This is a genomic window from Amycolatopsis vancoresmycina, from assembly GCF_000716785.1.
Classification (GTDB): Bacteria; Actinomycetota; Actinomycetes; order Mycobacteriales; family Pseudonocardiaceae; genus Amycolatopsis; species Amycolatopsis vancoresmycina.
On sequence record NZ_JNYY01000007.1, the window covers coordinates 227374 to 254248 of the forward strand.

Sequence of the window (26875 nt, forward strand, 5' to 3'; positions counted from 1 at the left end):
GCTCCCGTGTCGGTTTGCGGGAGCCCGCCGAAAAGCGGCGGGAGGATTTCGAAGGTGGATTCCATGAAGCGGATGACGGTGGCGCTCGCGGCGGGTGCCCTCCTGGTCGGCGGCGCGGCGACGGCTTCGGCCACCCCGGCCGGCCCGACGGTGCCGGACGCGATCAAGGTGCCGGCGGGCAACCACCCGGTGGCCACCTACCCGGCCGAAGGCGTGCAGATCTACGGCTGCACGAACGGCGCGTGGGCGCTGATCCAGCCCGCGGCGGTCCTGTCGAGGCACGGAAAGCCGGTGGCCCTGCACAGCAAGGGTCCGGTCTGGACGTCGATCGTGGACGGGAGCACGGTCGGCGCGACGGCGGCGGCGACCTCGCCGCGGGCGAACGCGATCCCGGAGGTGCTGCTCAAGGCCACCCTCAACACCGGCGACGGGATCTTCGGCAAGGTGACGTACGTCCAGCGCCTCAACACCCGTGGCGGCGTCGCCCCGGCGGGCGCGTGCACGGACGGTGCGCAGACCGCGGTGCGCTACTCGGCCGACTACGCGTTCTGGGTCGCCGGCTGACAAGCGCCCCCATATCGCGTGAGTGGCCTGCCGCGGCTTGTCGTGAGTGGTAAGGAGGGTTAGAACCCGCCTTACCACTCACGACCGCCTGGCGGACGTGCGGAGGGCTGGTCAGCTGACCGGGACCGGCTCCTCCTCGGTCGTGCGAAGGCGCTGAGAGATCACCTTCGTGATGCCGTCGCCCTGCATGCTCACGCCGTAGAGCGCGTCGGCGATCTCCATGGTCGGCTTCTGGTGGGTGATGATGATCAGCTGCGACGAGTCGCGCAGCTGCTCCAGCAGCCCGATCAGCCGGCGCATGTTGGTGTCGTCGAGCGCCGCCTCGACCTCGTCCATCACGTAGAACGGTGACGGGCGGGCGCGGAAGATCGCGACCAGCATGCCCACCGCGACCAGCGACTTCTCGCCACCCGACAGCAGCGAGAGCCGCTTGACCTTCTTGCCCGGCGGGCGCGCCTCGACGTCGACACCGGTGGCCAGCAGGTCGTCCGGCTCGGTGAGCACCATCCGGCCCTCGCCGCCCGGGAAGAGCACGCCGAACACCGTCTCGAACTCGCGGGACACGTCCGCGTACGCCGAGGCGAAGACCTCGAGGATCTTCTCGTCGACCTGCTTGATGACGGCTTCGAGGTCCTTGCGGGTGTCCTTGAGGTCCTCCAGCTGGGTGGAGAGGAACTTGTACCGCTCCTCCAGCGCCGCGAACTCCTCCAGCGCCAGCGGGTTCACCTTGCCCAGCAGCGACAGGTCCTTCTCGGCGCGCTTGGCGCGGCGGGCCTGGGTGTCGCGGTCGTAGGGCATCGGCGGCGGCGGGGTGACGTCCTCGCCGCGCTCCTTGGCCGCCTCGTACTCGGCCATCTCGCCCGCGCTCGGCGGGACCGGGACGTCCGGGCCGTACTCCTGCACCAGGTCGGTGAGGCCGATGCCGAAGTCCTCGGCGATCTTGGCTTCCAGGGTTTCCAGGCGCAGCCGCTGCTCGGCGCGCAGGACCTCGTCGCGGTGCACGGCGTCGGTCAGCTTCTCCAGCTCGCCGGTGAGCTCGCGGACCTTGGCGCGGACGCTCGTCAGCGCCTGCTCGCGGGTCTGGCGGCGGGCCTGGACCTCGTCGCGTTCGGCGGCGGCGCGCTGCACCGAGAGTTCGATGCGCTCCAGGGCGAGCTCACCCGCGTTGACGACGGCGTTGGCGATCCCGGCGCCGCGCTTGCGGGCCGCGGCGGCGCGCTCGGCGCGTTCCCGGGCCTGCTGCTCGGCGTGCGCGGCCCGGCGGAGCCCCTCGGCCTTGCCCGCGATGCTGCGCGCCCGCTCTTCGGAGGTGCGCTGCGCGAGCCGCGCCTCCATCTCCTCCTGCCGGACGACGGCCAGCTCCTCGACGGCGGCGTCGCGCTCGGCGGTGTCCGGGTCGTCCTCGACGGGCTGCTCGGCGACGGCGGCGAGCCGTTCCTCCAGCTCGGCGAGCTGGGCCAGCGCCTGCACCCGGCTCTGGTCGACCTTCGCGCGCTGCCCGGTGAGCCGTTCGACCTCGGCCTGCGCCTGGCGGGCGGCCTGCTGCAGCCGGTTGAGCCGCTCCGAGGACCGGGCGCGTCGGACCTTCGCCTCGCCCAGGGAGTCCTTCGCCTGCGACACCTCTTCGCGGCGCGCCTGCTGCTCGGCGCGGGCGCCCTCCAGCTCGGCGGCGTACCGCTCCAGCGAACGCTCGGCCAGGCGGAGCCGCTCCCCGGCCTCGTCGACGGCGGCCTGGACCTCGATCACGCTCTCGCGCTTGCCGGACCCGCCGATCGCCCAGTCGGCACCGAAGACGTCGCCCTCGGCGGTGACCGCGCGGACGTCCGGGTGCACGGCCACCAGGTGCCGCGCCGATTCGAGGTCGCGGACCAGGGCGAGCTTGTCGAGCGCCCGCTCGACCGCCGGCCGCAGCTGCGCGGGCGCGGTGACGACCTCGCGGGCCCAGCGCGCGCCTTCCGGCAGCGACGGCCACGAATGCGTGTCCGCGGTGAATTCGGGGCCGCCGAGCAGGATGCCCGCGCGGCCGGAGTCGGTGTCCTTCAGGTATTTCAGCGCGCGCAGGGCGTCTTCGCCGCCGGCGACGGCGACCGCGTCGGCCACCGGGCCGAGCGCCGCGGCGAGCGCGACCTCGTGTCCCGGCTCGACGGTGAGCAGCGCGGCGACCGAGCCGAGCAGGCCCGGCAGCTCGTGGGACGCGCCGAGCAGCGCGCCCGCGCCGTCCTTGCGCCGCAGGCCCATGGACAGCGCCTCGACGCGCGCCTTTTCCGACGCGATCTCGCGCTCGGCCGCGCGTTCGGCCTTGACCAGCTCTTCGACACGCGCCTTGGCCGCGTTGTTGGCCTCGACCGCGCGGTCGTGCCGCTCCAGCAGCGACGCGTCGTCGGACTCCTCGGCGCCGCCCTCGGCCTGAGCCATCTCCAGCTCTTCGACGGCGATCTCGGCGCGCTCGGCGGCTTCGGAGATGGAGACGCTGAGGCGGTCGATCTCGTCGGAGGTGGCGCCGTTCTTGCTGCGCAGCGCCTCGACCTGGCCGGTCAGCTTCGCCATGCCCTCGCGGCGGTCGGCGATGGCGCGGACGGCGGCCCAGTGCGCGCGCTCGGCGGCCTGCACGCGCTGTTCGAGGTCCTCGCGGCGGAGCACGGTCTCGGCGAGCAGCTCGCGGGCCTCCATGACGGCCTCGTTGAGCTCCTCCTCCTGCTCGGCGACGCGTTCGGCCTCTTCCAGGAGCTCTTCCGGGTCGCGGCCGCCGGTCGAGGTCGAGACGTCGGCGGAGAGGTGCCGCTGGCGCTCGACGGCCAGGCGGACGGTGCCGCGCAGCCGTTCGGCCAGCGCGGACAGCTTGTACCAGGTCTCCTGGGCGGTCTGCAGGAGCGGCGCGTCCTCGGCGAGGGAGGCTTCCAGCTCGGCCTCCTCGGCGGAGACGAGCTCGAGGTGCTGCTCGACCTCGGCGCGACGCTGGCGGGCGGTGCGCTCGTCGGCTTCGTCGCGGGCGATGGTGTCCCGCTGCGTGACCAGGTCGTCGGCGAGCAGGCGGAGGCGGGAGTCACGCAGCTCGGACTGCACCGACTGGGCCTTGCGGGCGATCTCGGCCTGCTTGCCCAGCGGCTTGAGCTGGCGGCGCAGCTCGGTGGTCAGGTCACCGAGGCGGTCGAGGTTGCCCTGCATGTTGGCCAGCTTGCGCAGGGTCTGTTCCTTGCGCTTGCGGTGCTTGAGGACGCCGGCGGCCTCTTCGATGAAGGCGCGGCGCTCCTCGGGCTTGGACTCGAGGATCGCCGAGAGCTGGCCCTGCCCGACGATGACGTGCATTTCGCGGCCGATGCCGGAGTCCGAGAGCAGCTCCTGCACGTCCATCAGGCGGCAGCGGTCGCCGTTGATCTCGTACTCGCTCGCGCCGTCGCGGAACATCCGGCGGGTGATCGAGACCTCGGAGTACTCGATGGGGAGCGCACCGTCGGCGTTGTCGATGGTGAGGGTGACCTCGGCGCGGCCGAGCGGGGCGCGGCCCGCGGTGCCGGCGAAGATGACGTCCTCCATCTTGCCGCCGCGCAGGTCCTTGGCGCCCTGGGTGCCCATGACCCAGCGCAGCGCGTCCAGCACGTTCGACTTGCCCGAGCCGTTCGGCCCGACCACGCAGGTGATACCCGGCTCGAAGCGCAGCGTGGTGGCCGAGGCGAAGGACTTGAAGCCCTTGAGCGTCAGGCTTTTCAGGTGCACTGGGTGCTGACCCCTCTGGCTGCCGGTACTGGCGTTTCAATCGTCCCAGGCTACCTGGGGGCCCGCGGGTACCGCCGGACGCGCCCCCTCCTCGGCGCGTGCTACCGCTCGACGAACCCCGCGAGTCCCCCTTTCGGGTCGGACCAGCGCTCGGCCACGTGCTCCACACTTCCGGGTGATTCTCCCGACCGTAACGCGGACAACAGCCGCTGACAGTGGTCGCGGCTACCCTCCGCGATGACTTCGACACGGCCGTCGGCGAGGTTGCTCGCGCTCCCGACCAGGCCGAGCTCCAGCGCACGGCTGCGCGTCCACCAGCGAAAACCGACACCCTGCACCCGGCCGCGCACCCACGCCGTCAGCCGGGTGGGGGTTTCTTCCTCACTCACACCGTTCCTCCCGTCCGGGTCGACTGACCGCGCACAGTAACGGATCAAGGCCACTACCTGGGGGAATACCCGCACGCCGGTGATAACCTCGCCGCCGAGGTCGCTCCCCCGCCGTGGCTCTGCCCCGTTACGCGGCCTCGCCCGCGCCTCCCCGAATTCCCCAAGGAGCCCCGTATGCCCCGCCCCGCCGGGTCGGATTCGAGCTCTCGGATCACCAGGATCGACACCGCGCCGCCCAAGAGCAGCAAACCGAACCGCACCGGGTACGTCGTGCTCGGGGTCGCCGGGCTGGTCGTCGCGACCGCGTTCGCCGCGGTGGCCGAGCTGGCCGGGCCCGCACCGTCGACCACGGCGGGCGGCACGGGCGGCCCCGGCGGCCAGGCGGCCGTCCCGGCCGGCGTCCAGACGCTGTCGACCGCCCCGTCGTCGTCCAGCGGCCCGTCGACCGCCGGCGCCCCGACCACGTCGAGCCCGACGTCCTCGAGCGCGCCGACGACGGTGGTCTCGGTGAGCCCGGACGGCAAGACGACCACGACGGTCGTCACCCAGGCCCCGCCGCCTCCGCCGCCCCCGCGCAACGACCCGGGCGACAGCTCCCCGCCGCCGGTCCACACGTCGGCGTCGCCCCCGCCGAAGACGACGACCACCCCGCCGCCGACGACACCGACGACGCCCACCACGCCGACGACGACCGTCCCGACCTCGCCGTCCGGTGGCGGCTCGAGCTCGGCCGGCGCCCCCTCGTCGAGCACGACCGAGACCGGCACCACGGCCTAGTACCGCTCCCGAAGGCCACCGCCGCGGCGGTGGCCTTCGGCGTTCCTACGCGAGGACGGCCGCGACCATCGCGTCGCGCAGGAACTTCCCGTAGCGCTGCGGGGACCAGCCGCGTTCCAGGCAGAGCAGCTCGTACTGCTCCGGGCCGTGGTAGGTCCACAGGATGTCGCGGACGTCGTCGGCGGTCAGGCCGGGCTTGACCTGGCCGGTGGCCAGCAGATCGGCCGAGAAGTACGTCATCGCCAGCAGCATTTCCCGCCGCATCTGGGCCCACACCTCGGCGGCCGCGGGATCGGCGGCGGCCGCGTCGCGGGCCAGCAGCTGCACCGGGGACACCGCGGGGGCGATGCCCGCCAGGTGGTCGAGGTACAGCTCGATCTTCCGCACGGCGTCCGGCTCGGCCTGGATCTCGGCGATGAAGTCGCGGCCGGCGATGGGGACGTCCTCGTCGTCGCCGGCGACCGTCACGTCGAACACGGCCTTGAGCAGCGTCGCCTTGTTCGCGAACGCCTTGTAGACCGTCTGAACCGAGACGCCGGCCGCCTTCGCCACCTCGGGCATCGCGGTGCCCGCGTACCCCTTCTCCCGGAACAGCGCCGACGCCGCCGCCAGGATCCGGCGGCGGTTTTCGCGCGCCTGCTCCTGGCGTCGCGAAGTGTCGTACCGGCGCTTGACAGGGCCGTCCATTTAGGTAGAGACTCCTCTATCGAATAGATACCCATCTATCATGACACCCTGAGGGGGCGCTGACCATGATGGAACAAGCCACGACCGACGCCGTCACCGCCGCGCGGGACCTCGCGCCCGAGCTGAGCGCCCGTGCCGTCGAAGCCGAGCAGCTGCAGACCCTGCCCCGCGACCTGGTCGAGCGGGCCCGCGCGGCCGGGCTGTTCCGGCTGGCGACCCCGCGCGAGCTCGGCGGACTGGAGCTGCCGCCCGCCGCGATCGTCGAGGTGGTCGAGGAACTCGCCCGCGCGGACGGCTCCGCGGGCTGGACGATCACCATCGGCAACGGCTCGGCGTTCCTGGCCTGGCTGGACCCGGCCGTCGCCGCCGGGCTCGTGGCCGGCACCCCGGACCCGATCGGCGGCGGCGTCTTCGCGCCGATGGGGCGCCTCACCCCGGACGGCAGCGGGAAGTTCACGCTCACCGGCCGCTGGGGCTTCTGCAGCGGCAGCCCGCACACGGACCTGTTCTTCAACGGCGCCTTCGCCGGCGGCGACCCGCGGGACTGGCGGCTCGCCGCCGTGCCGGCCGCCGAGGTGCGGGTGGTGGAGAACTGGGACGTCACGGGCCTGCGCGGCACCGGCAGCCACGACGTCGAGATCGACGCGGTGGTGCGCGAGGAGCACACGATCGCACCGTTCACGAACCCGGCGCGCCACGACGGCCCGCTGTGGCGCTTCCCGTTCTTCACGTTCGTGGGTGCGCTGCTGGTGGGTGTCCCGCTCGGCATCGCGCGGCGCGCCCTCGACGAGTTCACGGCGTTCGCGCCGGCCAAGTTCCGCCCGCCGGGCCCGGGCCCGATCGCCGAGGACGGCGACGTCCAGCTCGCCCTGACCCGCGCGGAGGGCCGGCTGCGCTCGGCACGGGCGTTCGTCTTCGACGCGCTGGGGCAGCTGTGGGACACGGCGTGCGCGGGCGACGTCCCGGACGTCCGGCAGCGCGGCCAGTTCCTGCTCGCGACGCAGCAGGCGATGCGCGCTTCGCTGAGCGCGGTGAACTTCGCGTTCGGCTACGCGGGCGCGGGCGCACTGCACGCGGACCAGCCGATGCAGCGCTGCTTCCGCGACCTGCACGCGGCGGCCCAGCACATCTACTTCTCCACGGCGGCGTCCAAGCGGTACGCGAAGCTGCGGTTCGGGATCGAGCAGCCGACGTTCTGGTTCTAGCCGCCCCGGACGCGGCGGCTCCCGCTCCGGCGCGTCCGGAAGTACCGGACCCAGTAGAAGGCAGCCGCGAGTACCCCGAACACCGGCCACACGAACCGCAGCGCGTCCTGCCACCCGGTCGCTTCCCAGCCGAGGGAGAGCACGACGGCCGCGACCGTGAACACGCTCCACACGATCGCCAGCCAGAACGCGATCCTCGCCGGCATCCGCCTCTTGGTCCCCTCAGTCACCCCGAGGAAGTACCCACTGGTTCAGACCTCGAAGCGGTAACCCATCCCCGGTTCCGTCAGCAGGTGCCGGGGCCGGGAGGGCTCCACCTCGAGCTTGCGCCGCAGCTGGGCCAGGTACACCCGCAGGTAGTGCGACTCCGTCTCGTACGACGGGCCCCACACCTCGTGCAGGAGCTGCTTCTGCGCCACCAGCCGGCCGCGGTTGCGGACCAGCAGCTCCAGCACGCCCCACTCGGTCTTCGTCAGGTGGACCTCCACGCCGTCGTGGCGGCGGACCTTCTTCGCCGCCAGGTCCACGCTGAACGACGCCGTGTCCACCACCGCGTCCGCGCCGTCGCCGCCCGCCACCGCCGAGCGGCGGACCGCCGCCCGCAACCGGGCCAGCAGCTCGTCCATGCCGAACGGCTTCGTCACGTAGTCGTCCGCGCCCGCGTCGAGCGCCTCGACCTTGTCCGCCGAGTCGCCGCGGGCGGACAGCACGATGATCGGGACCGTCGTCCAGCCGCGCAGGCCCGCGATCACCTCCGTGCCGTCCAGGTCCGGCAGGCCGAGGTCCAGGACCACCACGTCCGGCTTGGTCTCGGCCACCGCCTTCAACGCGGCCGTGCCGTCGTGCGCGGTGATCACCTTGTAGCCGCGGGCGGACAGGTTGATCCGCAACGCCCGCACGATCTGCGGCTCGTCGTCCACCACCAGCACGGTGGCACCCGGGTCGCTCATCGCACCCCCTCCTCTTCGTACGCCACGCTGAACGCGGGCAGCGAAACCACGATGGTGAGCCCGCCGCCCGGGGTGTCCTCGGCGCGGATCGTGCCCCCCATCGCCTCGGTGAACCCCTTCGCCACCGACAGCCCGAGCCCGACGCCCGGGGTCGTGTCCCGGTCGCCGCCGAGCCGCTGGAACGGCGCGAACGCCGAGTCCGCCGCCCCCTTGCGCAGCCCCTTGCCGTGGTCGACGATCCGCAGCTCCACCCGGCCGGAGTGGGCGCTGGCCCTGGCCGACACCGGGCCGCCGCCGCTACCGTGGCGCAGGGCGTTGTCCAGCACGTTCGCCACCACCCGCTCCAGCAGCCCGGGGTCGGCCAGCACCGAAGGCAGCTGGTCGTCGACCGCCACCAGCACCGCGTCCGATCCGTCCACAGTGGACAGGGCGTGCGCGACGACCTCGTCGTAGCCCACCGGGCGCAGGTGGGGCTTGACCGCCCCGGTCGCCAGCCGCGATGAGTCGAGCAGGTTGTCGATCAGCCCGGCCAGCCGGTCGGCGGACAGCTCGATGGCCTCCATCAGTTCGGCGGTGTCCTCTTCGGACAGATCCAGGTCGGTGGCGCGCAGGCTGCCGATCGACGCCTTGATCGACGTCAGCGGCGTGCGCAGGTCGTGCCCGACGGCCGAGAGCAGCGTCGTGCGCAGCTCGGTCGCCTCCGCCTTGCGCTCGGCGCGGGCCGCGGCGGCGGCCGCGCGCTGCTGGCGCAGGGCGAGCAGCGCCTGCCCGGCAACGGCCTCCAGCACCTGCCGGTCGGCCGCCGGCAGCGCCCGCCCGCGCAGGGTCAGGTGCACGTCGGCGGTGACGGCGATGTCGACGTCGGCCTCGTCCGGGTCGGCGCACGGGTGCTCCCCCGCGCACGCCACCGCCCGCCACTCGCCTTCCTGCTTCTCCAGCAGCGTCACCGAGGTCAGCGCGAAGTTCTCCCGCACCTTTTCCAGCAGCCGCTCGATCGGGTTCGCGTGGGTCAGCACGGTCCGCGCGTAGGACGCCAGCAGCGCCGCCTCCGTCCGCGCCCGCGCCGCCTGCGCGGCCCGGCGCGCGGCCTGGTCGACGACCAGCGCGACGAGCACCGCGACCACGACCATCGCGATCAGCGTCACGAGGTTCTGCGGCGTGTGCACGTTGAGCGTGTACAGCGGTGGCGTGAAGAAGAAGTTGAGCAGGCCCGCGCCGAGCACGGCCGCGACCAGCGCCGGGCCCAGGCCGCCGACCAGCGCGACGATCACCGTGGCCAGCACGTAGGAGATGACGTCGGTGGCGAAGTCGAGCCCGCTCGGCACGACCACGCCGACCAGGGTGACCAGCACCGGCAGCACGACGCTCAGCACCCAGCCCGCGACCAGCCTCGACAGCCCCAGCGGGCTCGCCGCCGGCCGCGGCCGCAGGCGCCCACCCGCCTCGGAGTGGGTGACCGTGTGCACGTCGATCGGGCCCGACCGGTGGACCACCGAGGCGCCGATGCCCTCGTCGAACAGCCGGGCCACGCGCGAGCGCCGCGAGGTCCCGATGACCAGCTGGGTCGCGTTGACGCCGCGGGCGAAGTCCAGCAGCGCGGTCGGCACGTCGTCGCCGACGACCGTGTGGAACGTGGCGCCGACCTCTTCGGCGAGCGTGCGGCAGCGGGCCATCGCGGTCGGGCCGATCCCGGCGAGGCCGTCGCCGCGCAGGATGTGCACCACCTGCAGTTCGGCGCCGGCCCGGGTGGCGATCCGGCTGGCGCGGCGGATGAGCGTCTCGCTCTCCGGGCCGCCGGTGATGGAGACGACGACGCGTTCGCGCGTCTCCCAGGTGTCGGTGATCCGCTGTTCGGCGCGGTAGCGCTGCAGGGCGACGTCGACCTGGTCGGCCACCCAGAGCAGGGCGAGCTCGCGGAGCGCGGTGAGGTTGCCGGGGCGGAAGTAGTTGCCGAGCGCGGCGTCGATCCGCTCGGCCGGGTAGACGTTGCCGTGGGCCAGCCGCCGCCGCAGCGCCTCCGGGGTGATGTCGACCAGCTCCAGCTGCCCGGCTCGGCGGACGACCTCGTCCGGCACGGTCTCCTGCTGGGTGACGCCGGTGATCCGCTCGACGACGTCGTTGAGGCTCTGCAGGTGCTGCACGTTGACCGTGGACAGCACGTCGATCCCGGCTTCCAGCAGCGCGTCGACGTCCTGCCAGCGCTTGGCGTTGCGCGACCCCGGCACGTTGGTGTGCGCGAGCTCGTCGACCACGGCGACCTCCGGCGCGCGGGCGAGGATCGCGTCGACGTCCATCTCCTCGAACGCGCGGCCGCGATGGTCGGCGCGGCGGCGCGGGACGATCTCGAGACCGTCGAGCAGTTCCGCGGTCTTGGCCCGGCCGTGCGTCTCCACCAGCCCGACGACGACGTCGGTGCCGCGGCCGAGCCGGCGGCGTGCTTCGCCGAGCATGGCGAAGGTCTTGCCGACGCCCGGCGCCGCGCCGAGGTAGATCCTCAGCTCCCCGCGGCGCGGCTTCGGCGCGTTCTCGGTGGTCACGCTGTCAGTGTGCCTCTCCGGCCGCGGCGTGCACGGCCGAGCCGGGTGGGAGCGCGGGTCCGCCACGGGCACCTTTCGAAGTAGGTCACCGGATCGGGTGACCGGGTCGACGTCACTCTGCGGTTTCCTCCCGCCGTTCCGGCGGCCGGCTGACGACGTCTTGATGCGTTCTTGACGGGCATTTACGCCGCCTTGACGCCTCAGTGGCGGCGGTCACGCAAGCGGTTGCCCGCTTCTCACCACAAGTAGTTGGTCAGTGACTCACGCCACAACCGGTGACCGAACACGCACGGAACGTGCAATTCGGGCAGACAAGATCTTCGGGTCGTGTTACACCTGTGTTACTGATAGTTGTATTAGCTAAGCAAATCTTTGGGAGGGGTTTCGCTATGTGCGGTATCGCCGGCTGGGTCTCCTACGACACCGACCTCACCCGCCGCCGGGACGTCGTCGACGCGATGACGGGGACCATGGCCTGCCGCGGGCCCGACGACGCCGGCACCTGGGTGCGCACCCACGTCGCCCTCGGCCACCGGCGGCTGGCCATCATCGACCTGCCCGGCGGCCGTCAGCCGATGACGGTCTCGACGCCGAACGGCGACATCGCGATGGTGTACAGCGGTGAGGCCTACAACTTCACCGAGCTGAAGGAAGAACTGACGAAGCTCGGCCACAAGTGGGAGACCGACAGCGACACCGAAGTGGTGCTGCACGGCTACCTGCAGTGGGGCGACGAGGTCGTCGACCACCTCAACGGCATGTACGCCTTCGCGATCTGGGACGAGCGCGACGAGCGCCTGGTCATGATCCGCGACCGGATGGGCATCAAGCCGTTCTACTACTACCCGACGCGCGACGGCGTGCTGTTCGGCTCCGAGCCGAAGGCCATCCTGGCGAACCCGCTGGCCGAGAAGGTCGTCGACCTCGACGGCTTCCGCGAGCTGGCCGGCTTCACCAAGCGGCCGGGCTGGTCGCTGTGGAAGGACATGGAAGAGGTCCGGCCGGGCACGATCGTTTCGGTGTCCCGCGAGGGCATCAAGACCCGCACCTACTGGAAGCTGGACGCGAAGCAGCACACCGACGACCAGGAGACGACGGTCGCGCGCGTGCGCGAGCTGATGACCGACATCGTCAACCGGCAGCTGGTCGCCGACGTCCCGCGGTGCGTGCTGCTCTCGGGCGGCCTCGACTCCAGCGCCGTCACCGGGCTCGCCGCCGCGCGGCTGGCCGAGCAGGGCGAGCAGCTGCGGACGTTCTCGGTCGACTTCTTCGGCCAGGAGGAGAACTTCAAGCCGGACGAGATGCGCGACACCGCGGACTCGCCGTTCGTGCGCGATGTGGCTTCCCTGGTCAACTCCGCCCACGAAGACGTCATGCTCAACCCGGGCGACCTGACCGACCCCGAGGTCCGGCGCGCGGTGCTGCGGGCCCGTGACATCCCGGCCGGCCTCGGCGACATGGACACGTCGCTGTACCTGCTGTTCAAGGCGATCCGGGGCCAGTCGACGGTGGCGCTGTCGGGCGAGTCGGCCGACGAGGTGTTCGGTGGCTACCGCTGGTTCCACGACGAGAAGGCCGTCAACGCGGACACGTTCCCGTGGCTGGCGTTCCGGACGTCGATGATGGACGAGCGGTCGTCGCTGTACACGCCGGAGCTGGTGAAGAACCTCGACGTCGAGTCGTACATCGCCGACCAGTACGCCTCGGCCGTTTCCGCGGTCGAGCACCTGGACGGCGAGTCGGCGGTCGAGGCGCGGATGCGGACGATCTGCAACCTGCACCTGACCCGGTTCGTCCGGATGCTGCTCGACCGCAAGGACCGCGCGTCGATGGCGGTGGGCCTGGAGGTCCGCGTGCCGTTCTGCGACCACCGGCTGGTCGAGTACGTGTACAACACGCCGTGGTCGCTGAAGACGTTCGACGGCCGCGAAAAGAGCCTCCTGCGGCACGCCACTTCGCACGTGCTGCCGGAATCGGTGGCCCAGCGGGTGAAGAGCCCGTACCCGTCGACGCAGGACCCGGGTTACGCGGCGGCCCTGCAGCAGCAGGTCAAGGAGGTCTTGGCCGAGCCTCGCCACCAGGTGTTCGAACTGGTGGACCGGGCCTGGGCGCACCGAGCGTCCGAAGTGGACTCGGCGACCATGGACCCGGCGATGCGCATCGGCCTGGACCGGGTGCTCGACCTGTACCACTGGATCGAGATGTACGCCCCGACGCTGCAGCTCGGCTGAGGTCAGCGCGTGCGCGTGGCCGCCCGGACGAAGGCGGCCACGCGCGGCGAGCGGGACGTCGACGGCCAGGCCACCTGCAGCCGTGCTTCGCTGAGCCCGTCGAGCTCGCGGTAGGCGACGCCGTCGCGGGGGTAGCGCCGGGCGGCCGACTCCGGCAGGAACGTCACCGCCTGGCCGAGCTCGACCAGCCGCAACGCTTCGGCGAGGTCCTTCGCCGCAGGCCCGTGCGCGACGGGCGGTGGCTCGGCCAGCCGGGCGAGCGTCCCGGGGTCACGGGCCCGGTAGTAGGCGTCGAGGCGCTCGTCGACGCCGGGCCACGTGACCGCCGGGCGGGCGAGGGCTGCCGCCAGCGTCATCGCTTCGCGGCCCCGCGGCTGGGCGGCGACACGCGGCTCGGCCCGGACCTGTTCGACGTCCAGCCCGGTGCGGTCGAAGGGGGCGGCCACCAGCGCCACGTCGCCACGGCCGTCGCGGAGCATGCACGCGGCTTCGTCGCCGGTCGTCGCGAACAGCAGCTCCGCCGGCTCGGCCAGCGTCGCGAGGATGCCCGGCAGGAGCCCGCCGTCACCGTCCGGTTTGGACACCACGACCAGCGAACCCGCCCGCCGGGCCCGGCGTCGCGCGGCCCGGGTCGCCTCGACGGCGGTGCGGGCGTCCGGCAGCATCGCCTCGCCTTCCGGCGTCAGCGCGACACGGCGGGTGGTGCGGTCGAAGAGCGGCACGCCGAGCGCGCGTTCGAGCCCGCCGACCGCGCGCGAAAGCGTCGGCTGGCTGACGCCCAGCCGGTCGGCGGCCCGGCCGAAGTGCAGCTCCCGGCCACCGCGACGAACGCTTCGAACCCATTCATACGTGTTCAGCATAAATGGCGTATTTCTCCTCCGGCACCGGCGCTGGTTGCCTGTCGGCATGACCAACATCGACGTCATCCGCCGCTACCTCGACGCCTTCGGCCGCGGCGACCTCGAAGCGTTCGACGAGCTGATCGACCCCGCGTACGTCAACCACAGCCCCAGCCTGCCGGGCCTGCCACCGGGGCCCGAGGGCCTGAAGCCGATCGTCGAGGACCTGCGCCGGCAGGCGCCGGAGTTGCGGTTCGAGGAGGTGCACCTGCTGGCGGACGGGAACTTCGTGGCGGCACACGTGCTGGTCCACGGCTTCGGCCCGGAACCGGCCCGGCAGATGCAGATCGAGCGGCTCCGGGACGGCCGGATCGTGGAGCACTGGCGCGTCACCGGCTAGCGGCGGATCTCCGCCAGCTTCACCGGGCGCCGTTCCCGGCGGGACACCTCGCACGCCTCCGCGATGTAGAACGCCTCCAGCGCGTCCGCCGCTCCGCACGGGGACGGCGCCCGGCCCGCGACCACGTCCAGGAACGCCCGCAGCTCCGTCGTGTACGCCGGGCGGAAGCGCTCCATGAACCCCGGGTACGGCGGCCCCGGCAGCGGCTCCACACCCGGCTCCACCGACCGCAGCGGCGCCCGGTCGTCCAAGCCGACCACCACGCCGGACACCGAACCCAGCACGTCCAGGCGCACGTCGTAGCCCGCGCCGTTGTAGCGGGTCAGCGACACCGTGGCCAGAGTTCCGTCGTCCAGGGTCAGCGTCGCCGCCGCCGTGTCCACGTCGCCCGCGTCGTGGAAGAACCGCTCGCCGCGGTTCGCGCCGATCGCGTAGACCTCGCCGACCTCGCGGCCGCTCACCCAGCGGATGATGTCGAAGTCGTGGACGCCGCAGTCGCGGAACAGGCCGCCCGAGTGGGCCACGTACTCCGCCGGCGGGGGTGCCGGGTCGAACGTCGTCGCCCGCAGCGTGTGCAGCCAGCCCAGCTCGCCCGACGCGACCGCCGCGCGCGCCGCCGCGTAGCCCGCGTCGAAGCGGCGCTGGAAACCGATCTGGACCGCCACGTCCGAGGCGCCGATCCGGTCGATGACGGCCAGGGTGCCCGGGATGTCCGCGGCCACCGGCTTTTCGCAGAACACCGGGATGCCCGCGTCGACCGCCGCGATGATCAGGCCGGGGTGCGCGTCCGTGGCCGCCGTGACGACCAGGCCGTCCAGGCCCGCGGCGAACAGTTCGCCGAGGGGAACTGACTCGACGCCGAGTTTCGCGGCCGCGGAGGTGGCTCGCGCGGTGTCGACGTCGGCGACGACGACCGACTCGACCTCCTCGAAGCCCTTCAGCGTCTCCGCGTGCGCGGTGCCGATCCGGCCGGTGCCCGCCAGTCCCAACCTCATCGTGGTGCTCCTCCTGTGTCGGAAAACTCGGCGGTGGTCGCCCGGACCACCAGTGACGGGTGCAGCAGGTGCCGGACCGGCTCCGTGCGTTCCCCGCGGATGCGCTCGGCCAGCGCCTCGAAGGCCAACCGGCCCATCTCGGTGCGCGGCTGGTCCACCGTGGTGAGCGACAGGTGCCGCAGGGCCGCGAGCGACGTGTTGTCGTAGCCGACGACCGAGACGTCCTCCGGCACGCGCAGCCCGGCCTCCTCCAGCGCCGAAATGGCCCCCACGGCGTTGAAGTCGTTGCCCGCCACCAGCCCCGTCGGCAGCTGCGCGCGCGAGTAGGTCGCGAGCAGCTCCCGAACGGACTTCTCGCCGCCGGTGTCGGTGTGCTCGCTGCGCACGACGACCGGCTCCAGCCCGTGCCGCCGCATCGCCGCCTGGAACCCGCGGCGGCGCTGGGCCGCGCCCGCCGCTCCCCCGCCGTCGAGGTGCGCGATGCGCCGGTGCCCGAGCCCGACGAGGTGGTCGACGGCCAGCGCGGAACCCGCCTCGCCGTCGTCGTTCACCGTGTCCACTGTGGATGCACGGATCGTCCGCGAGACCAGCACGACCGGGCACTGCTTGGCCGCGACCTGGATCGACGCCGCCGGCACGACCGGCGAAAGCAGGATGATCCCCGCCGGCCGGAAGGAAAGCAGGTTGTGCAGGGCGTTCCACTCGCGCGCAGGACTGCGGCCGCCGGTGTTGAGGATGAGGTCGAAGCCTGCGGCCTGGGCGGCCGCGTCCAGCCCCTCGACGACGTCGGCGAAGAACGCGTTGCGCAGGTCGTTCACCATCACGCCGAGCACGGTGGAAGTCCGGCTGGCCAGCGAGCGCGCCATCACGTGCGGCTGGTAGCCGAGTTCTTCGGCCGCGCGCAGCACGGCCGCGCGCCGGGCGTCGGAGACCTTCGGTGAATTCCTCATCACCAGGGAGACCAGCGCGCGGGAAACTCCCGCCCGCGCGGCGACGTCCTCCATCGTCGGACGCACGACCCCACCTCCCCTGATCTCGGAAAACTCAGCCTTGACTTTGCTGTGACGGACGCTACAAGATTAGAGCGCTCTAATCAATAGAGCGCTCCAACGGACCAACGGAGGCCCCTTGTGACAGCGACGATCCGCGTGGCCGCCGCCCCGATCTCTTGGGGCGTCTGCGAAGTCCCGGGCTGGGGCCGGGTACTGGACGCGGCGACCGTCCTCGGCGAGATGGCGGAGCTCGGCGTCCAGGCGACCGAGCTGGGCCCGCCGGGGTACCTCCCGCGCGACCCGGCCGGGCTGCGGGCGCTGCTGGGCGGGTACGACCTGACGCTCGTCGGCGGCTTCCTCGCCGTCGTCCTCCACGAAAACCAGGAGCACGCCCTCGCGGAAGCCGAAGAATCCGCGGCGCTGTTCGCCGCGTGCGGAGGTGACGTCCTCGTCCTCGCGGCCGCGACCGGCCTCGACGGCTACGACGACCGGCCGAAGCTGAGCGATGCCGAATGGACGACGCTCATCGACACCGCGGGCAAGATCCGTGACATCGCGGCCGGCCACGGCCTGCGCACCGTGCTGCACCCGCACGTCGGGACGCACGTGGAGCAGCAGGCCGAGGTCGAGCGCTTCCTCGCCGATTCCGATCTCGGGTTGTGCCTCGACACCGGCCACCTGATGATCGGCGGGACGGATCCGGTCGAGCTGGCGCAGCGGTATCCCGAACGGGTGGGGCACGTGCATCTCAAGGACGTCCGAGAAGACCTGGCGGCCGAGGTCCGCGCGGGACGGCTCGGCTACACCGACGCGGTCGGGCGGGGCATCTACACCCCGCTCGGCGAGGGGGACGTGGACGTGGCGTCGATGGTGCGCTCCGTCCAGGCGGCCGGCTACGACGGCTGGTACGTCCTCGAACAGGACACCGCCCTCGGCGCGGAGAGCCCCGACGACCTACCCCGGCGGGACACCGAGCGCAGCCTGGCCCACCTCGCGAAGATCATCGGCTCCCTCTAACCCCTGGTCCCAAAGGAGTGACTATGTTGCCTCTGAAGAAGCTGGCCGGCGTGGCGGCGATCGCCGCCGCCGCGCTGGTCCTCGCCGCCTGCAGCGGCCCCACCGCCGACAACGCCAAGAGCAGCTCCAGCGCCCCGGCCGCCGCGGCGCCGAGCGCGGGCGGCCCGCTGAAGGTCGCCGTGGTGACGCACGGCAGTGCCGGCGACGCCTTCTGGAACGTCGTGAAGAACGGCGCCGAGCAGGCGGGCAAGGACCTGAACGTCGGCGTCGACTACTTCTCCGACGGCGACCCGGGCAACCAGGCTCGGCTGATCGACAACGCGGTCGCCCAGAAGGTCGGCGGCCTGGTCGTCTCGATGGCGAACCCGCAAGCCCTGCAGACGTCGATCCAGAACGCGGTGAAGGCCGGCATCCCGGTCATCACGATCAACTCCGGCGAGGACTTCAGCGCCCAGTTCGGCGCGATCGCCCACGTCGGGCAGAGCGAGGGCCTCGCGGGCCAGGGCGCCGGCCAGCGGCTCAAGGCGGCAGGCAAGACCAAGCTGCTGTGCGTCATCCACGAGGCCGGCAACATCGGCCAGAACCAGCGCTGTGACGGCGCGAAGCAGTCTTTCGGCAACGTCACGACGCTGCAGGTCGACATCTCCAACCCGACCGACGCGCAGGCCCGCATCCGCGGCGCGCTGCAGTCCGACCCGTCGATCGACGCGGTGCTGGCGCTGAACTCCCAGGTCGCCGCCCGCGCGGTCGCCGCCGCGAAGGAAGCCAGTTCCAAGGCGCAGGTCGCCACCTTCGACCTCAACGCCGACGTCGTCGCGGCCATCAAGGACGGCAGCATCCTCTTCGCCGTCGACCAGCAGCAGTACGAGCAGGGCTACCTGCCGATCGTGTTCCTCAAGCTGTACAAGGAGAACGGCAACACCATCGGCGGCGGCCACCCGGTGCAGACCGGCCCCGGCTTCGTCGACAAGACCAACATCGACACCATCGCCCCGTACGCGCAGCGCGGCACGCGATGACCGCAGCCATCCAAGCGCAGCCCGACGAGCGCGTCGCCAAGAAGGGACTGACCGACCGGCTGGTCGTCCGCCCCGAAATCGGCGCGCTCCTCGGCGCCGTGCTGGTCTTCGCCTTCTTCTCCGTGGTCACCGGCCAGTTCCTCAGCCCGCTGGGCGTGGCGACCTGGCTCGACGACTCCTCGACGCTGGGCATCATGGCCGTCGTGGTCGCGCTGCTCATGGTCGGCGGCGAGTTCGACCTCTCGGCCGGCGTCATGACGGCGTCGACGTCGCTGGTCACCGCGATCCTGGCGACGCAGGCGGGCTGGAACGTCTGGGTCGCGCTGCTGGCATCGCTGGTGTTCGCGCTCGGTGTCGGCGCGTTCAACGGCTGGCTGGTGATGAAGACCGGGCTGCCCAGCTTCATCGTCACGCTGGGGTCGTTCCTGGCCCTGCAGGGCCTCAACCTCGGCGTGACGCGGCTGGTCACCAACACCGTCCAGGTGTCGGGGATGCGCTCGACCAGCGGCTACGAGTCGGCCGGCGGGCTGTTCGCCTCGACGTTCGACATCGGCGGCACGGAGTTCCAGTCGTCGATCGTCTGGTGGATCGTGGTCACGGCGATCGCCGCGTGGCTGCTGGTGCGGACCCGGTTCGGCAACTGGATCTTCGCGGTCGGCGGGTCGCAGGTGTCGGCCCGCTCGGTCGGCGTGCCGGTGGTGCGCACGAAGATCCTGCTGTTCATGGGCACCGCGCTCGGCGCGTGGCTGGTCGGCTCGATCAACATCCTGCGCTTCGCCAGTGTGCAGGCGAACCAGGGCATCGGGCTGGAGTTCCAGTACATCATCGCGGCGGTGATCGGCGGCTGCCTGCTCACCGGCGGGTTCGGCTCGGCGGTGGGCGCGGCGATCGGCGCGCTGATCTTCGGCATGGCGCGGCAGGGCATCGTGTTCGCGCAGTGGAACAGCGACTGGTTCATGCTGTTCCTCGGCGTCATGCTGCTGGCCGCGGTCCTGGTCAACAACGCCTTCCGGCGCCGCGCGGAGAGGGTACGCCGATGAGCCTGCTCGAAGTTCGCGACATCGGGAAGACCTACGGCAGCGTGATCGCGCTGCGCGATGTGTCCGCTGTGGTCAATGCGGGCGAGGTGACCTGCGTGCTCGGCGACAACGGCGCCGGGAAGTCGACCCTGATCAAGATCCTCGCCGGGGTGCACCAGCACGACCGCGGCGAGTTCCTGGTCGAGGGCGAGCCGGTGCGGTTCTCCTCGCCGCGCGAGGCCCTCGACCGCGGGATCGCGACCGTGTACCAGGACCTCGCCGTGGTGCCGCTGATGAGCGTCTGGCGGAACTTCTTCCTCGGCTCCGAGCCGACGACCGGGTTCGGCCCGTTCCGAATGCTCGACCGCAGGAAGGGCCGCGAGACGACGAAGAAGGCGTTGTCCGACATGGGCATCGACCTGCGGGACGTCGAGCAGCCGGTCGGGACGCTCTCGGGCGGCGAACGCCAGTGCGTCGCGATCGCGCGCGCGGTGTACTTCGGTGCGAAGGTGCTGATCCTGGACGAGCCGACCGCCGCCCTCGGCGTCAAGCAGGCCGGCGTGGTGCTCAAGTACGTCGCCCAGGCCCGTGACCGCGGGCTCGGCGTCGTGCTGATCACGCACAACCCGCACCACGCCTACCCGGTCGCCGACCGGTTCCTGCTGCTCAAGCGGGGTGCCGCGCTCGGGCACTACGAGAAGTCCGAGATCGACATCAACGAGCTGACCCGGCAGATGGCGGGCGGTGCCGAACTGGAAGCCCTCGAACACGAGCTGCGGCAGGTGGAGAAGGCGTGACGCCCGCCGACGCACTCGTTCCCGCGGAGGCGGAATGACCATCGAAGCGCTGACGATCGGCCGGGTGGGTGTCGACCTCTACCCGGAACAGAGCGGCGTGCCCCTGGCCGGGGTCAGCACGTTCGCGAAGTCGCTCGGCGGGACCGCGACCAACGTCGCGGTCGCCGCCGCGCGGCTCGGCCGGCGCACGGCGGTGCTCACCAAGGTCGGCCCGGACGGCTTCGGCGACTACGTCCGGCAGGCCCTGGACGGCTTCGGCGTCTCCCCGGACTTCGTCGGCACCTCGCCGGATCTGCAGACGCCGGTGGTGTTCTGCGAGCTGAACCCGCCCGCGGACCCGCCGCTGCTGTTCTACCGCTCGCCGATCGCGCCCGACCTCACGCTCACCGACGACGACGTGCCGTGGGACGTCGTCGAGTCGGTGCCGCTGCTGTGGGTCACCGGCACCGGCGTGTCCGCGGAACCGGCGCGGACGACCCAGCGGAAGATCCTGGAAGCGCGGGGCCGCGGGGAGCACACCGTCCTCGACCTCGACTACCGGCCGATGTTCTGGCCGTCGGTGGCCGAGGCCCGCGAAGCGATCGGCGGGCTGCTCGACCACGTCACGGTCGCGGTCGGCAACCGCACCGAGGTCGAGGTCGCCGTCGGGACCGCCGACCCGGACGCCGCCGCGGACCGCCTGCTGGCGCGGGGCCTGCGGCTCGCCGTGATCAAGAAGGGGGCCGAAGGCGTGCTGGTGGCGACCCCGGACGGGCGGTCGACCGTGCCGCCGCAACGCGTCGAGGTCGTCTGCGGGCTGGGCGCCGGGGACGGCTTCGGCGGGGCGCTGATCCACGGGCTGCTGTCCGGCTGGGATCCGGTGCGCATCGCGGAGTACGCGAACGCGGCGGGTGCGCTGGTGGCGTCGCGGCTGGCCTGTGCCGACGCCATGCCGACCGCCGCCGAAATCGAGGAGCTGCTGTGATCCTCACCGACGACCGCTGGCGGGACCTCCTGCACGTCCGCGCCACCAACCCCGGGGCGATCCGGCAGGCGTACGCGACCCGGCGCCGGCGGTCGAAGCTGCTGTCCGACCAGGGCACGCTGTTCCTGGTCGCGGCCGACCACCCGGCCCGGGGCGCCCTGGGCGTCGGCGAGGACCCCCTCGCCATGGCCGACCGGCGGACCCTGCTCGAACGGCTGCTCGTCGCGCTGGCCAACCCCGCGGTCGACGGCTTCCTCGGCACCCCCGACGTCGTCGAGGAACTGCTGCTGCTCGGCGCGCTGCACGACAAGGTCGTCTTCGGCTCGATGAACCGCGGCGGCCTGGCCGGCGCCGACTGGGAGATCGACGACCGGTTCACCGGCTACGACGCCCGCACCCTCGTCGACTGCGGGCTCGACGGCGGCAAGATGCTGCTGCGCCTGGTCGACTCGGACCCGGGCACGGTCCCGACGCTGCAGGCCTGCGCCGACGCCGTCACCGAGCTGGCCGCGTACGGCCTGGTCGCCATGGTGGAACCGCTGCCCTACCGCCGTTCGGACGGGAAACTGGTGCTGCAGCAGGATCCCGTGTCGCTCGCGCGGGCGGTTACGGTGGCTTCGGGGCTCGGCGTGACGTCGGCGCACACGTGGCTGAAGCTGCCGCCCACCGACTCGGCGGCCGTGCTGGGCGCCACCACGCTGCCGGTGGTGGTGCTCGGCGGCGTGCCGTCGGGCGACCCGGCCGCCGACCTGGCCTCGTGGGGCCGGACGTTGCGCCACGACGTCGTCCGCGGCCTGGTCGTCGGCCGCACCCTGCTCTACCCGCCGGGCGGTGACGTCGGCGCCGCCGTGGAAGCCGCCGCGAAGGTCCTGGAGGCCGCGAAGTGAGCAAGCTGCACCGTCCGCTCGGCACCCTGTCCGACGACGCCGACCCGGTCCGGCTGACCCCGGACAGCGCGGGCTGGACGTACACCGGGCTCCGGGTGCTTTCCCTGGCCCCCGGCGAGGTCCGGGTGCTGCACACCGGCGAATTCGAGGCGTTCGTGCTGCCGCTGGCCGGTTCGGCGACCGTCCGCGTCGACGGCGAGACCTTCGAGCTGGCCGGCCGCTCGTCGGTCTTCGCCCGCGTGACGGACTTCGCGTACGTCCCCCGGGACGCCGAAGTCGAGTTGTCGACAACGGACGGTCTCGAGGTCGCGCTGCCGATGACGCGCTGCTCCCGGCGGCTGACCCCGCGGTACGGGCCTGCCGAGGACGTCCCGGTGGAGGTGCGGGGCGCCGGGCAGGCGACGCGGCAGGTGACCAATTTCGGCGTGCCCGGGGTGTGGGACCACGCGGACAAGCTGAACGCGTGCGAGCTGATCACGCCGGGCGGCAACTGGTCGTCGTACCCGCCGCACAAGCACGACGAGGCGACCGGGTGCGAGGTCGTCAACGAGGAGATCTACTACTTCCGCATCGCCGGCCGCGACGGCGTGACGCCGTCCCGCGAAGGCTTCGGCCTGCACCGGACGTACACCGGCGACGGCGACCTCGACGAGGACGTCGCCGTGCGCGACCACGACGTCTTCCTCATCCCGCGCGGCTACCACGGTCCGTGCGTGGCCGCGCCGGGCTACCCGATGTACTACCTGAACGTCCTGGCCGGGCCGGCCGGCGAGCGGTCCATGGCGTTCTGCGACGACCCCGCGCACGGCTGGGTCCGCGACACGTGGGCGTCGCAGGAACTCGACCCGCGGTGCCCCGTCACGAGTCACGAAGGGCGTGTGCAGTGAAGCTGACGACGGCTCAGGCGCTGGTCCGCTGGATCCTCGCCCAGCGCTCGGAAACCCTGGACGGGCGCGAAGTCCCGCTGTTCCCCGGCGTGTTCGCGATCTTCGGGCACGGCAACGTCCTCGGCCTCGGCACCGCGCTGGAAGAGCACCGCGGGGACATCCCGGTCTGGCGCGGGCACACCGAGCAGGGCATGGCGCTGGCCGCGGTCGGGTACGCGAAGGCCACCCACCGGCGGCAGGTCGGCGTGGTGACGTCGTCGATCGGGCCGGGCGCGCTGAACATGGTGACCGCGGCCGGCGTCGCGCACGCGAACCGGCTGCCGGTGCTGCTGCTGCCGGGCGACACGTTCACCAGCCGGGCGCCGGACCCGGTGCTGCAGCAGATCGAGCCGTTCGGCGACGCGACCGCGACGGTGAACGACGCCTTCCGCGCGGTCTCGCGCTACTTCGACCGGATCAGCAGGCCCGAGCAGCTGCTTTCGACGTTGCCGCAGGTCGCCCGGGTGCTCACGGACCCGGCCGACGCCGGGCCGGTGACCCTGGCCCTGCCGCAGGACGTCCAGGCCGAGGCGTACGACTTCCCGGAGGCGCTGTTCGAGCCGGTGACGCACCGCCCGCTGCGGCCGCGCCCGGACCGGCGTTCGGTCACCGAAGCGGCCGCGGTCCTGCGTGCTTCGCAGCGCCCTTTGCTGGTGCTCGGCGGGGGCGTCCGGTACTCCGGGGCCGGGCAGCGCGCCCTCGGCTTCGCGGAGCGGCACGGCCTTCCGATCGTCGAGACCACCGCGGGCCGGACGCTGGTGCCGCACGAGCACCCGCTGCACGCGGGCCCGCTGGGCATCACCGGCTCGACGTCGGCGAACGTCCTCGCGGCCGCCGCGGACGTGGTCCTCGCGGTCGGGACGCGGCTGCAGGACTTCACGACGGCGTCCTGGACGGTGTTCTCCCCCGACGTCCGGCTGGTGTCGCTCAACGCGGCCCGGTTCGACGCGGTCAAGCACGGCGCGCTCTCGGTGGTCGGGGACGCCGACGCGGGCCTGACGGACCTCGCCGCCCAGCTCGAAAGCTGGCGGGTGGCCGCGGAATGGACCTCGCGCGCCGCGGCCGAGCGGGCGTCGTGGGACGCGCACGTCGGCTCGCTGCGTTCCGCTTCGGCTGAGCTGCCGTCGTACGCGCAGGTCGTCGGCGTGGTCAACGACCTGTCGGCGGCGGACGACTACGTCATGACGGCGTCGGGTGGCCTGCCCGGCGAGCTGATCGGCGGCTGGCGCGGGTCCGGCGCGGTTTCCATGGACGTCGAGTACGGCTTCTCCTGCATGGGCTACGAGCTGTCCGGCGCGTGGGGCGCGGCGATCGCCCACCCGGGCCTGGTGACCACGCTGCTGGGTGACGGCTCGTACCTGATGCTGAACTCGGAGCTGTTCTCGGCCGCGTTCGCCGGTCACCCGTTCGTCGCCGTCGTCTGCGACAACGACGGGTACGCCGTGATCGCGCGGCTTCAGGAGGGCCAGGGCGGGAAGCCGTTCAACAACTTCTACGCCGACTGCACGACTTCGCACGCTTCACCACCCCGAGTCGACTTCGCGCGGCACGCGGAATCGCTGGGGTGTGTGGTGTTCACCGCGTCCACTGTGGACTCACTGCGGGACGCCTACGCTTCCGCACGCGAGGCCGCCGTCGCGGAGCAGCGCCCGGCCGTCGTCGTGGTGAAGACGCAGCCGTCGGCGTGGACCGAGGCCGGGGCGTGGTGGGAGGTCGGCGTGCCCGGGCACCTGGCCGGGCGGGACGGCTACGAACGCGGGAAGGGCGGCCAGGTGCGTTACCTCGGGTCCTGAGTGACGGCGGGCGACGCGGCACCGGCCACCAGTTGCCGCGGCGTGCCGGTGCCGTCCGCGGCGACGGCCCAGACGGCGTTGCCCAGGCCGTACAGGATCGTGTGGTCGTCCTGCCAGAGGGCTTGGTCGTCGACGCTGCGCGGCTCGGCGAGCTCGGTCTCCTTCAGGCTCGCGAGGTCCAGGACGGACAGGCGCCAGACGCCGTCGCCGACCTTCTTCTTGAAGGCGACCCGCTTGCCGTCCGGGGACAGGGACGGGCATTCGACGTTCTCGCGCAGCGTCTTCCCGCGGTAGCGCGCGTAGTCGGCTTCGACGAGGTACGTCGTGCCCTTGCTGCCCAGGGTGGCGTAGAAGCGGTTGCCGTCGGGCGCGAAGGTGATGCCCCAGTAGTTGACGTCCGCCGCGAAGTAGCGGTTGCCGTCCTTGAAGACCGGCAGCTCCTCGATCGTCTTGACGAGCCGTCCGGTGTCGACCTCGTAGAGCCCCGCGCGCGTCGAGAAGCCGGTCTGCGCGTAGGAATCGCCGGTGACGAACAGCGTCCAGTCGACGCGCCTGCCGTCCGGGGAGACGCGGGCGCGGCTCGGGGTCCCCGGCAGGGTCTCGGTGTGGCGGACCGCGAGGTGGTCGTCGAGGACGAGGACGTCGGTGATCGCCGGGAGCGTGCCGGGCCGGACCGCGAGGCACACCGCCGTCTGCTTCGCCGTGGCGAACCGGTCGCACTTCAGGCCGCTGAGCTGCGGTTTCGCCGTGGTGTCGCCGAGCGGGACGGCGCCGACGCGGCCGGTGGCCGTGTCGCGGAAGAGCAGCTGCCCGGGTGCCAGCGTCAGGGCGGCGGCCGGTTCGGCGGCCGCGGTGTCGTGGCGGGCGCTGACCGTGTAGGTGACGGCGGCGGCGACCAGGAGGGCCGTGCCGGTGAGGGCGAGGACGAGTTTCTTCACGGGCGCACCGGTTTCGCGAAGGCGGCGGCGAGGGCGACGGCGGCCAGGCAGGCCGCGGCGACGAGCACCGCGGGCCGCAGGTCCCACAGCGTCCACGCCAGTCCGAAGAGGACGGAAGAGAGCATCCGGGCCACGGCCTGGCCCGTCTGCACCACGGCCAGCCCGGTGGCGCGCAGGCCGGCCGGGATGAGCGGGCCGGCGGCGGCCATCAGGACGCCGTCGGTGGCCGCGTAGAACACGCCGTGCAGGCCGAGCGCGACCACGGCGAGCCACAGCCCGGCCTGCGGGCCGCACAACAGCACCAGGGCCAGGCACAGGGCCGCGTGCCCGCCGAGGAACACCGGCCACCGGCCGACGCGGTCGGCGAGCTTGCCCAGCGGCACGGCCAGCAGCAGGTAGATCCCGGCGGTGCCCAGCGGCAGCAGCGGGAAGTACGTCGCCGCGATCTCCCAGCGCCGCTGCAGGACGAGGTAGACGAACGAGTCGCCGACCGTCACCAGGCCCAGCAGCGCCGCCCAGAGCGTCACGCGCCGGAAGTCCTGCTGGCGCAGCAGGCCGAACGCGGCCCGGGCGGACACCGCCGCGCGGTCGACCGCGCCGGGCCGGTCGCGGACGAACAGGGCCAGCAGCAGCACGGCGATGGCCGCGACGCAGAAGCTGGTGAAGAACACGCTGGTGTAGCTGCCGAGGCTCAGCGCGAGCACCGCCATGGCGACCAGCGGGCCGAGGAACGCGCCGACAGTGTCCATCGCCCGGTGCACGCCGAACGACCGGCCGAGGGTGGCCGGCTCGCTGGACAGCGAGATGAGCGCGTCACGCGGGCCGGTGCGCAGGCCCTTGCCGGTGCGGTCGGCGGCGAGCACGACCCCGATGGCCGCGACCGACGATCCGGCCGCGACCAGGCCGAGCTTGCACACCGCGGACAAGCCGTACCCGAACCCGGCGACGGCCTTGAGCCGCCGCCACCGGTCGGCGAGGTGCCCGCCGAGCACCCGCACGACCGCGGTGGCGCCCGCGTAGAGCCCGTCGAGCAGGCCGAACTGCAGCGGGTTCAGGCCGAGGCCGAGCACCAGGTAGAGCGGGAGGACGGCGGTGACCATCTCCGACGAGACGTCGGTGACCAGGCTGACCATCCCCAGCGCCACCACGTTGGCGGACACCCGCTTGAGCGCCGGTTTGCGGTCGGTGCCGGAGGCCAGGTCCGAGGTACGGCTTGCCGCGATGTACATGCCCGG

24 protein-coding genes are annotated in these 26875 nt (G+C 72.5%); 13 read left to right on the forward strand and 11 right to left on the reverse strand.

Annotation, left to right across the window (positions count from 1 at the left end; genetic code table 11):
- Positions 1 to 63: 63 nt before the first annotated feature.
- Positions 64 to 564 carry a DUF3455 domain-containing protein gene (locus OO60_RS19415; protein ID WP_003093656.1) on the forward strand — a complete coding sequence of 167 codons (501 nt, stop codon included), beginning with the start codon at positions 64 to 66 and terminating at the stop codon, positions 562 to 564.
- A 111-nt stretch (positions 565 to 675) separates the two neighbouring features.
- On the opposite strand, the gene smc is transcribed toward OO60_RS19415, so the two are convergent.
- Positions 676 to 4278 carry a chromosome segregation protein SMC gene (gene smc / locus OO60_RS19420; RefSeq protein WP_033261815.1) on the reverse strand — a complete coding sequence of 1201 codons (3603 nt, stop codon included), beginning with the start codon at positions 4276 to 4278 and terminating at the stop codon, positions 676 to 678.
- A gap of 101 nt (positions 4279 to 4379) precedes the next feature.
- Positions 4380 to 4667, reverse strand: coding sequence for an acylphosphatase (locus tag OO60_RS19425; RefSeq protein WP_003068419.1), 288 nt, complete (start codon positions 4665 to 4667; stop codon positions 4380 to 4382).
- A gap of 174 nt (positions 4668 to 4841) precedes the next feature.
- Here OO60_RS19425 and OO60_RS46930 point away from each other — a divergent pair, with 174 nt between their 5' ends.
- Positions 4842 to 5444, forward strand: coding sequence for a hypothetical protein (locus OO60_RS46930; protein WP_033261816.1), 603 nt, complete (start codon positions 4842 to 4844; stop codon positions 5442 to 5444).
- Between the two features lie 45 nt (positions 5445 to 5489).
- Here OO60_RS46930 and OO60_RS19435 read toward each other — a convergent pair whose 3' ends face one another.
- The gene (locus OO60_RS19435; protein ID WP_003068413.1) at positions 5490 to 6131 is read right to left on the reverse strand and encodes a TetR/AcrR family transcriptional regulator; all 642 of its coding nucleotides are present in this window, start codon (positions 6129 to 6131) and stop codon (positions 5490 to 5492) included.
- 65 nt (positions 6132 to 6196) lie between these two features.
- Here OO60_RS19435 and OO60_RS19440 point away from each other — a divergent pair, with 65 nt between their 5' ends.
- Positions 6197 to 7336: an acyl-CoA dehydrogenase family protein gene (locus OO60_RS19440; RefSeq protein ID WP_003068409.1), complete on the forward strand. Its 1140-nt coding sequence runs from the start codon at positions 6197 to 6199 to the stop codon at positions 7334 to 7336.
- Here OO60_RS19440 and OO60_RS19445 read toward each other — a convergent pair.
- From OO60_RS19445 to OO60_RS19455, 3 genes are read right to left on the reverse strand one after another with little or no spacing between them, the layout of a single operon-like run.
- Positions 7333 to 7542 carry a hypothetical protein gene (locus OO60_RS19445; protein ID WP_003068406.1) on the reverse strand — a complete coding sequence of 70 codons (210 nt, stop codon included), beginning with the start codon at positions 7540 to 7542 and terminating at the stop codon, positions 7333 to 7335. The genes OO60_RS19440 and OO60_RS19445 overlap by 4 nt on opposite strands.
- A 45-nt stretch (positions 7543 to 7587) precedes the next feature.
- Positions 7588 to 8286 (reverse strand): response regulator, encoded by a 699-nt coding sequence (locus OO60_RS19450; protein ID WP_003068403.1) that lies wholly within the window; start codon positions 8284 to 8286, stop codon positions 7588 to 7590.
- Positions 8283 to 10823 carry a DUF4118 domain-containing protein gene (locus OO60_RS19455; RefSeq protein WP_003068400.1) on the reverse strand — a complete coding sequence of 847 codons (2541 nt, stop codon included), beginning with the start codon at positions 10821 to 10823 and terminating at the stop codon, positions 8283 to 8285. Before OO60_RS19455 ends, OO60_RS19450 begins: the two co-directional genes overlap by 4 nt.
- Positions 10824 to 11212: 389 nt before the next feature.
- On the opposite strand from OO60_RS19455, the gene asnB reads away from it, so the two are divergent.
- A complete protein-coding gene (gene asnB / locus OO60_RS19460; protein WP_033261817.1) occupies positions 11213 to 13054 on the forward strand; it encodes an asparagine synthase (glutamine-hydrolyzing) in 1842 nt (613 codons plus the stop codon).
- Between the two features lie 2 nt (positions 13055 to 13056).
- On the opposite strand, the gene OO60_RS19465 is transcribed toward asnB, so the two are convergent.
- A complete protein-coding gene (locus OO60_RS19465; RefSeq protein ID WP_003068395.1) occupies positions 13057 to 13914 on the reverse strand; it encodes a LysR family transcriptional regulator in 858 nt (285 codons plus the stop codon).
- Between the two features lie 46 nt (positions 13915 to 13960).
- Between OO60_RS19465 and OO60_RS19470 the strand changes: the two genes are divergently transcribed.
- On the forward strand, positions 13961 to 14293 hold the full coding sequence (locus OO60_RS19470) for an ester cyclase (RefSeq protein ID WP_003068392.1): 333 nt from the start codon (positions 13961 to 13963) through the stop codon (positions 14291 to 14293).
- Here OO60_RS19470 and OO60_RS19475 read toward each other — a convergent pair.
- Both OO60_RS19475 and OO60_RS19480 read right to left on the reverse strand, forming a co-directional pair.
- Positions 14290 to 15288 carry a Gfo/Idh/MocA family protein gene (locus OO60_RS19475; protein ID WP_003068389.1) on the reverse strand — a complete coding sequence of 333 codons (999 nt, stop codon included), beginning with the start codon at positions 15286 to 15288 and terminating at the stop codon, positions 14290 to 14292. The two genes, OO60_RS19470 and OO60_RS19475, sit on opposite strands and share 4 nt — an antisense overlap.
- Positions 15285 to 16292, reverse strand: coding sequence for a LacI family DNA-binding transcriptional regulator (locus tag OO60_RS19480; protein WP_033261818.1), 1008 nt, complete (start codon positions 16290 to 16292; stop codon positions 15285 to 15287). Before OO60_RS19480 ends, OO60_RS19475 begins: the two co-directional genes overlap by 4 nt.
- A gap of 126 nt (positions 16293 to 16418) precedes the next feature.
- Between OO60_RS19480 and OO60_RS19485 the strand changes: the two genes are divergently transcribed.
- Genes OO60_RS19485 through iolD form a run of 8 tightly spaced genes read left to right on the forward strand, consistent with a single transcriptional unit; the run spans position 16419 to position 24702 of the window.
- Positions 16419 to 17297 carry a TIM barrel protein gene (locus tag OO60_RS19485; protein WP_033261819.1) on the forward strand — a complete coding sequence of 293 codons (879 nt, stop codon included), beginning with the start codon at positions 16419 to 16421 and terminating at the stop codon, positions 17295 to 17297.
- A 23-nt stretch (positions 17298 to 17320) separates the two neighbouring features.
- Positions 17321 to 18316 (forward strand): sugar ABC transporter substrate-binding protein, encoded by a 996-nt coding sequence (locus tag OO60_RS19490; protein WP_003068380.1) that lies wholly within the window; start codon positions 17321 to 17323, stop codon positions 18314 to 18316.
- Positions 18313 to 19356 carry an ABC transporter permease gene (locus OO60_RS19495; RefSeq protein ID WP_003068378.1) on the forward strand — a complete coding sequence of 348 codons (1044 nt, stop codon included), beginning with the start codon at positions 18313 to 18315 and terminating at the stop codon, positions 19354 to 19356. The genes OO60_RS19490 and OO60_RS19495 overlap by 4 nt, the downstream gene beginning before the upstream one ends.
- Positions 19353 to 20132, forward strand: a complete 780-nt coding sequence (locus tag OO60_RS19500; RefSeq protein WP_003068376.1) for an ATP-binding cassette domain-containing protein — start codon at positions 19353 to 19355, stop codon at positions 20130 to 20132. The genes OO60_RS19495 and OO60_RS19500 overlap by 4 nt, the downstream gene beginning before the upstream one ends.
- Before the next feature lie 34 nt (positions 20133 to 20166).
- Complete coding sequence (gene iolC, locus OO60_RS19505) at positions 20167 to 21096, forward strand: 5-dehydro-2-deoxygluconokinase (RefSeq protein WP_003068374.1); 930 nt, start codon at positions 20167 to 20169, stop codon at positions 21094 to 21096.
- The gene (locus OO60_RS19510; protein ID WP_003068371.1) at positions 21093 to 21983 is read left to right on the forward strand and encodes a Cgl0159 family (beta/alpha)8-fold protein; all 891 of its coding nucleotides are present in this window, start codon (positions 21093 to 21095) and stop codon (positions 21981 to 21983) included. The genes iolC and OO60_RS19510 overlap by 4 nt, the downstream gene beginning before the upstream one ends.
- Positions 21980 to 22870: a 5-deoxy-glucuronate isomerase gene (gene iolB / locus OO60_RS19515; RefSeq protein WP_003068368.1), complete on the forward strand. Its 891-nt coding sequence runs from the start codon at positions 21980 to 21982 to the stop codon at positions 22868 to 22870. Before OO60_RS19510 ends, iolB begins: the two co-directional genes overlap by 4 nt.
- Entirely contained in the window at positions 22867 to 24702 is a 1836-nt protein-coding gene (iolD, locus tag OO60_RS19520; RefSeq protein ID WP_003068366.1) for a 3D-(3,5/4)-trihydroxycyclohexane-1,2-dione acylhydrolase (decyclizing), read from the forward strand. The genes iolB and iolD overlap by 4 nt, the downstream gene beginning before the upstream one ends.
- On the opposite strand, the gene OO60_RS19525 is transcribed toward iolD, so the two are convergent.
- Both OO60_RS19525 and OO60_RS19530 read right to left on the reverse strand, forming a co-directional pair.
- Positions 24687 to 25640, reverse strand: coding sequence for a TolB-like translocation protein (locus tag OO60_RS19525; protein WP_003068364.1), 954 nt, complete (start codon positions 25638 to 25640; stop codon positions 24687 to 24689). The two genes, iolD and OO60_RS19525, sit on opposite strands and share 16 nt — an antisense overlap.
- Positions 25637 to 26869, reverse strand: coding sequence for an MFS transporter (locus tag OO60_RS19530; protein WP_003068361.1), 1233 nt, complete (start codon positions 26867 to 26869; stop codon positions 25637 to 25639). Before OO60_RS19530 ends, OO60_RS19525 begins: the two co-directional genes overlap by 4 nt.
- Positions 26870 to 26875 lie beyond the last annotated feature (6 nt).

Coding starts and splice junctions, on each gene's coding strand:
- OO60_RS19415 (WP_003093656.1), top strand. CDS start 64: ATGAAGCGGATGACGGTGGCGCTCGCGGCGGGTGCCCTCCTGGTCGGC.
- OO60_RS46930 (WP_033261816.1), top strand. CDS start 4,842: ATGCCCCGCCCCGCCGGGTCGGATTCGAGCTCTCGGATCACCAGGATC.
- OO60_RS19435 (WP_003068413.1), bottom strand. CDS start 6,131: ATGGACGGCCCTGTCAAGCGCCGGTACGACACTTCGCGACGCCAGGAG.
- OO60_RS19440 (WP_003068409.1), top strand. CDS start 6,197: ATGATGGAACAAGCCACGACCGACGCCGTCACCGCCGCGCGGGACCTC.
- OO60_RS19445 (WP_003068406.1), bottom strand. CDS start 7,542: ATGCCGGCGAGGATCGCGTTCTGGCTGGCGATCGTGTGGAGCGTGTTC.
- OO60_RS19450 (WP_003068403.1), bottom strand. CDS start 8,286: ATGAGCGACCCGGGTGCCACCGTGCTGGTGGTGGACGACGAGCCGCAG.
- asnB (WP_033261817.1), top strand. CDS start 11,213: ATGTGCGGTATCGCCGGCTGGGTCTCCTACGACACCGACCTCACCCGC.
- OO60_RS19465 (WP_003068395.1), bottom strand. CDS start 13,914: ATGCTGAACACGTATGAATGGGTTCGAAGCGTTCGTCGCGGTGGCCGG.
- OO60_RS19470 (WP_003068392.1), top strand. CDS start 13,961: ATGACCAACATCGACGTCATCCGCCGCTACCTCGACGCCTTCGGCCGC.
- OO60_RS19475 (WP_003068389.1), bottom strand. CDS start 15,288: ATGAGGTTGGGACTGGCGGGCACCGGCCGGATCGGCACCGCGCACGCG.
- OO60_RS19480 (WP_033261818.1), bottom strand. CDS start 16,292: ATGGAGGACGTCGCCGCGCGGGCGGGAGTTTCCCGCGCGCTGGTCTCC.
- OO60_RS19490 (WP_003068380.1), top strand. CDS start 17,321: ATGTTGCCTCTGAAGAAGCTGGCCGGCGTGGCGGCGATCGCCGCCGCC.
- OO60_RS19495 (WP_003068378.1), top strand. CDS start 18,313: ATGACCGCAGCCATCCAAGCGCAGCCCGACGAGCGCGTCGCCAAGAAG.
- OO60_RS19500 (WP_003068376.1), top strand. CDS start 19,353: ATGAGCCTGCTCGAAGTTCGCGACATCGGGAAGACCTACGGCAGCGTG.
- iolC (WP_003068374.1), top strand. CDS start 20,167: ATGACCATCGAAGCGCTGACGATCGGCCGGGTGGGTGTCGACCTCTAC.
- OO60_RS19530 (WP_003068361.1), bottom strand. CDS start 26,869: ATGTACATCGCGGCAAGCCGTACCTCGGACCTGGCCTCCGGCACCGAC.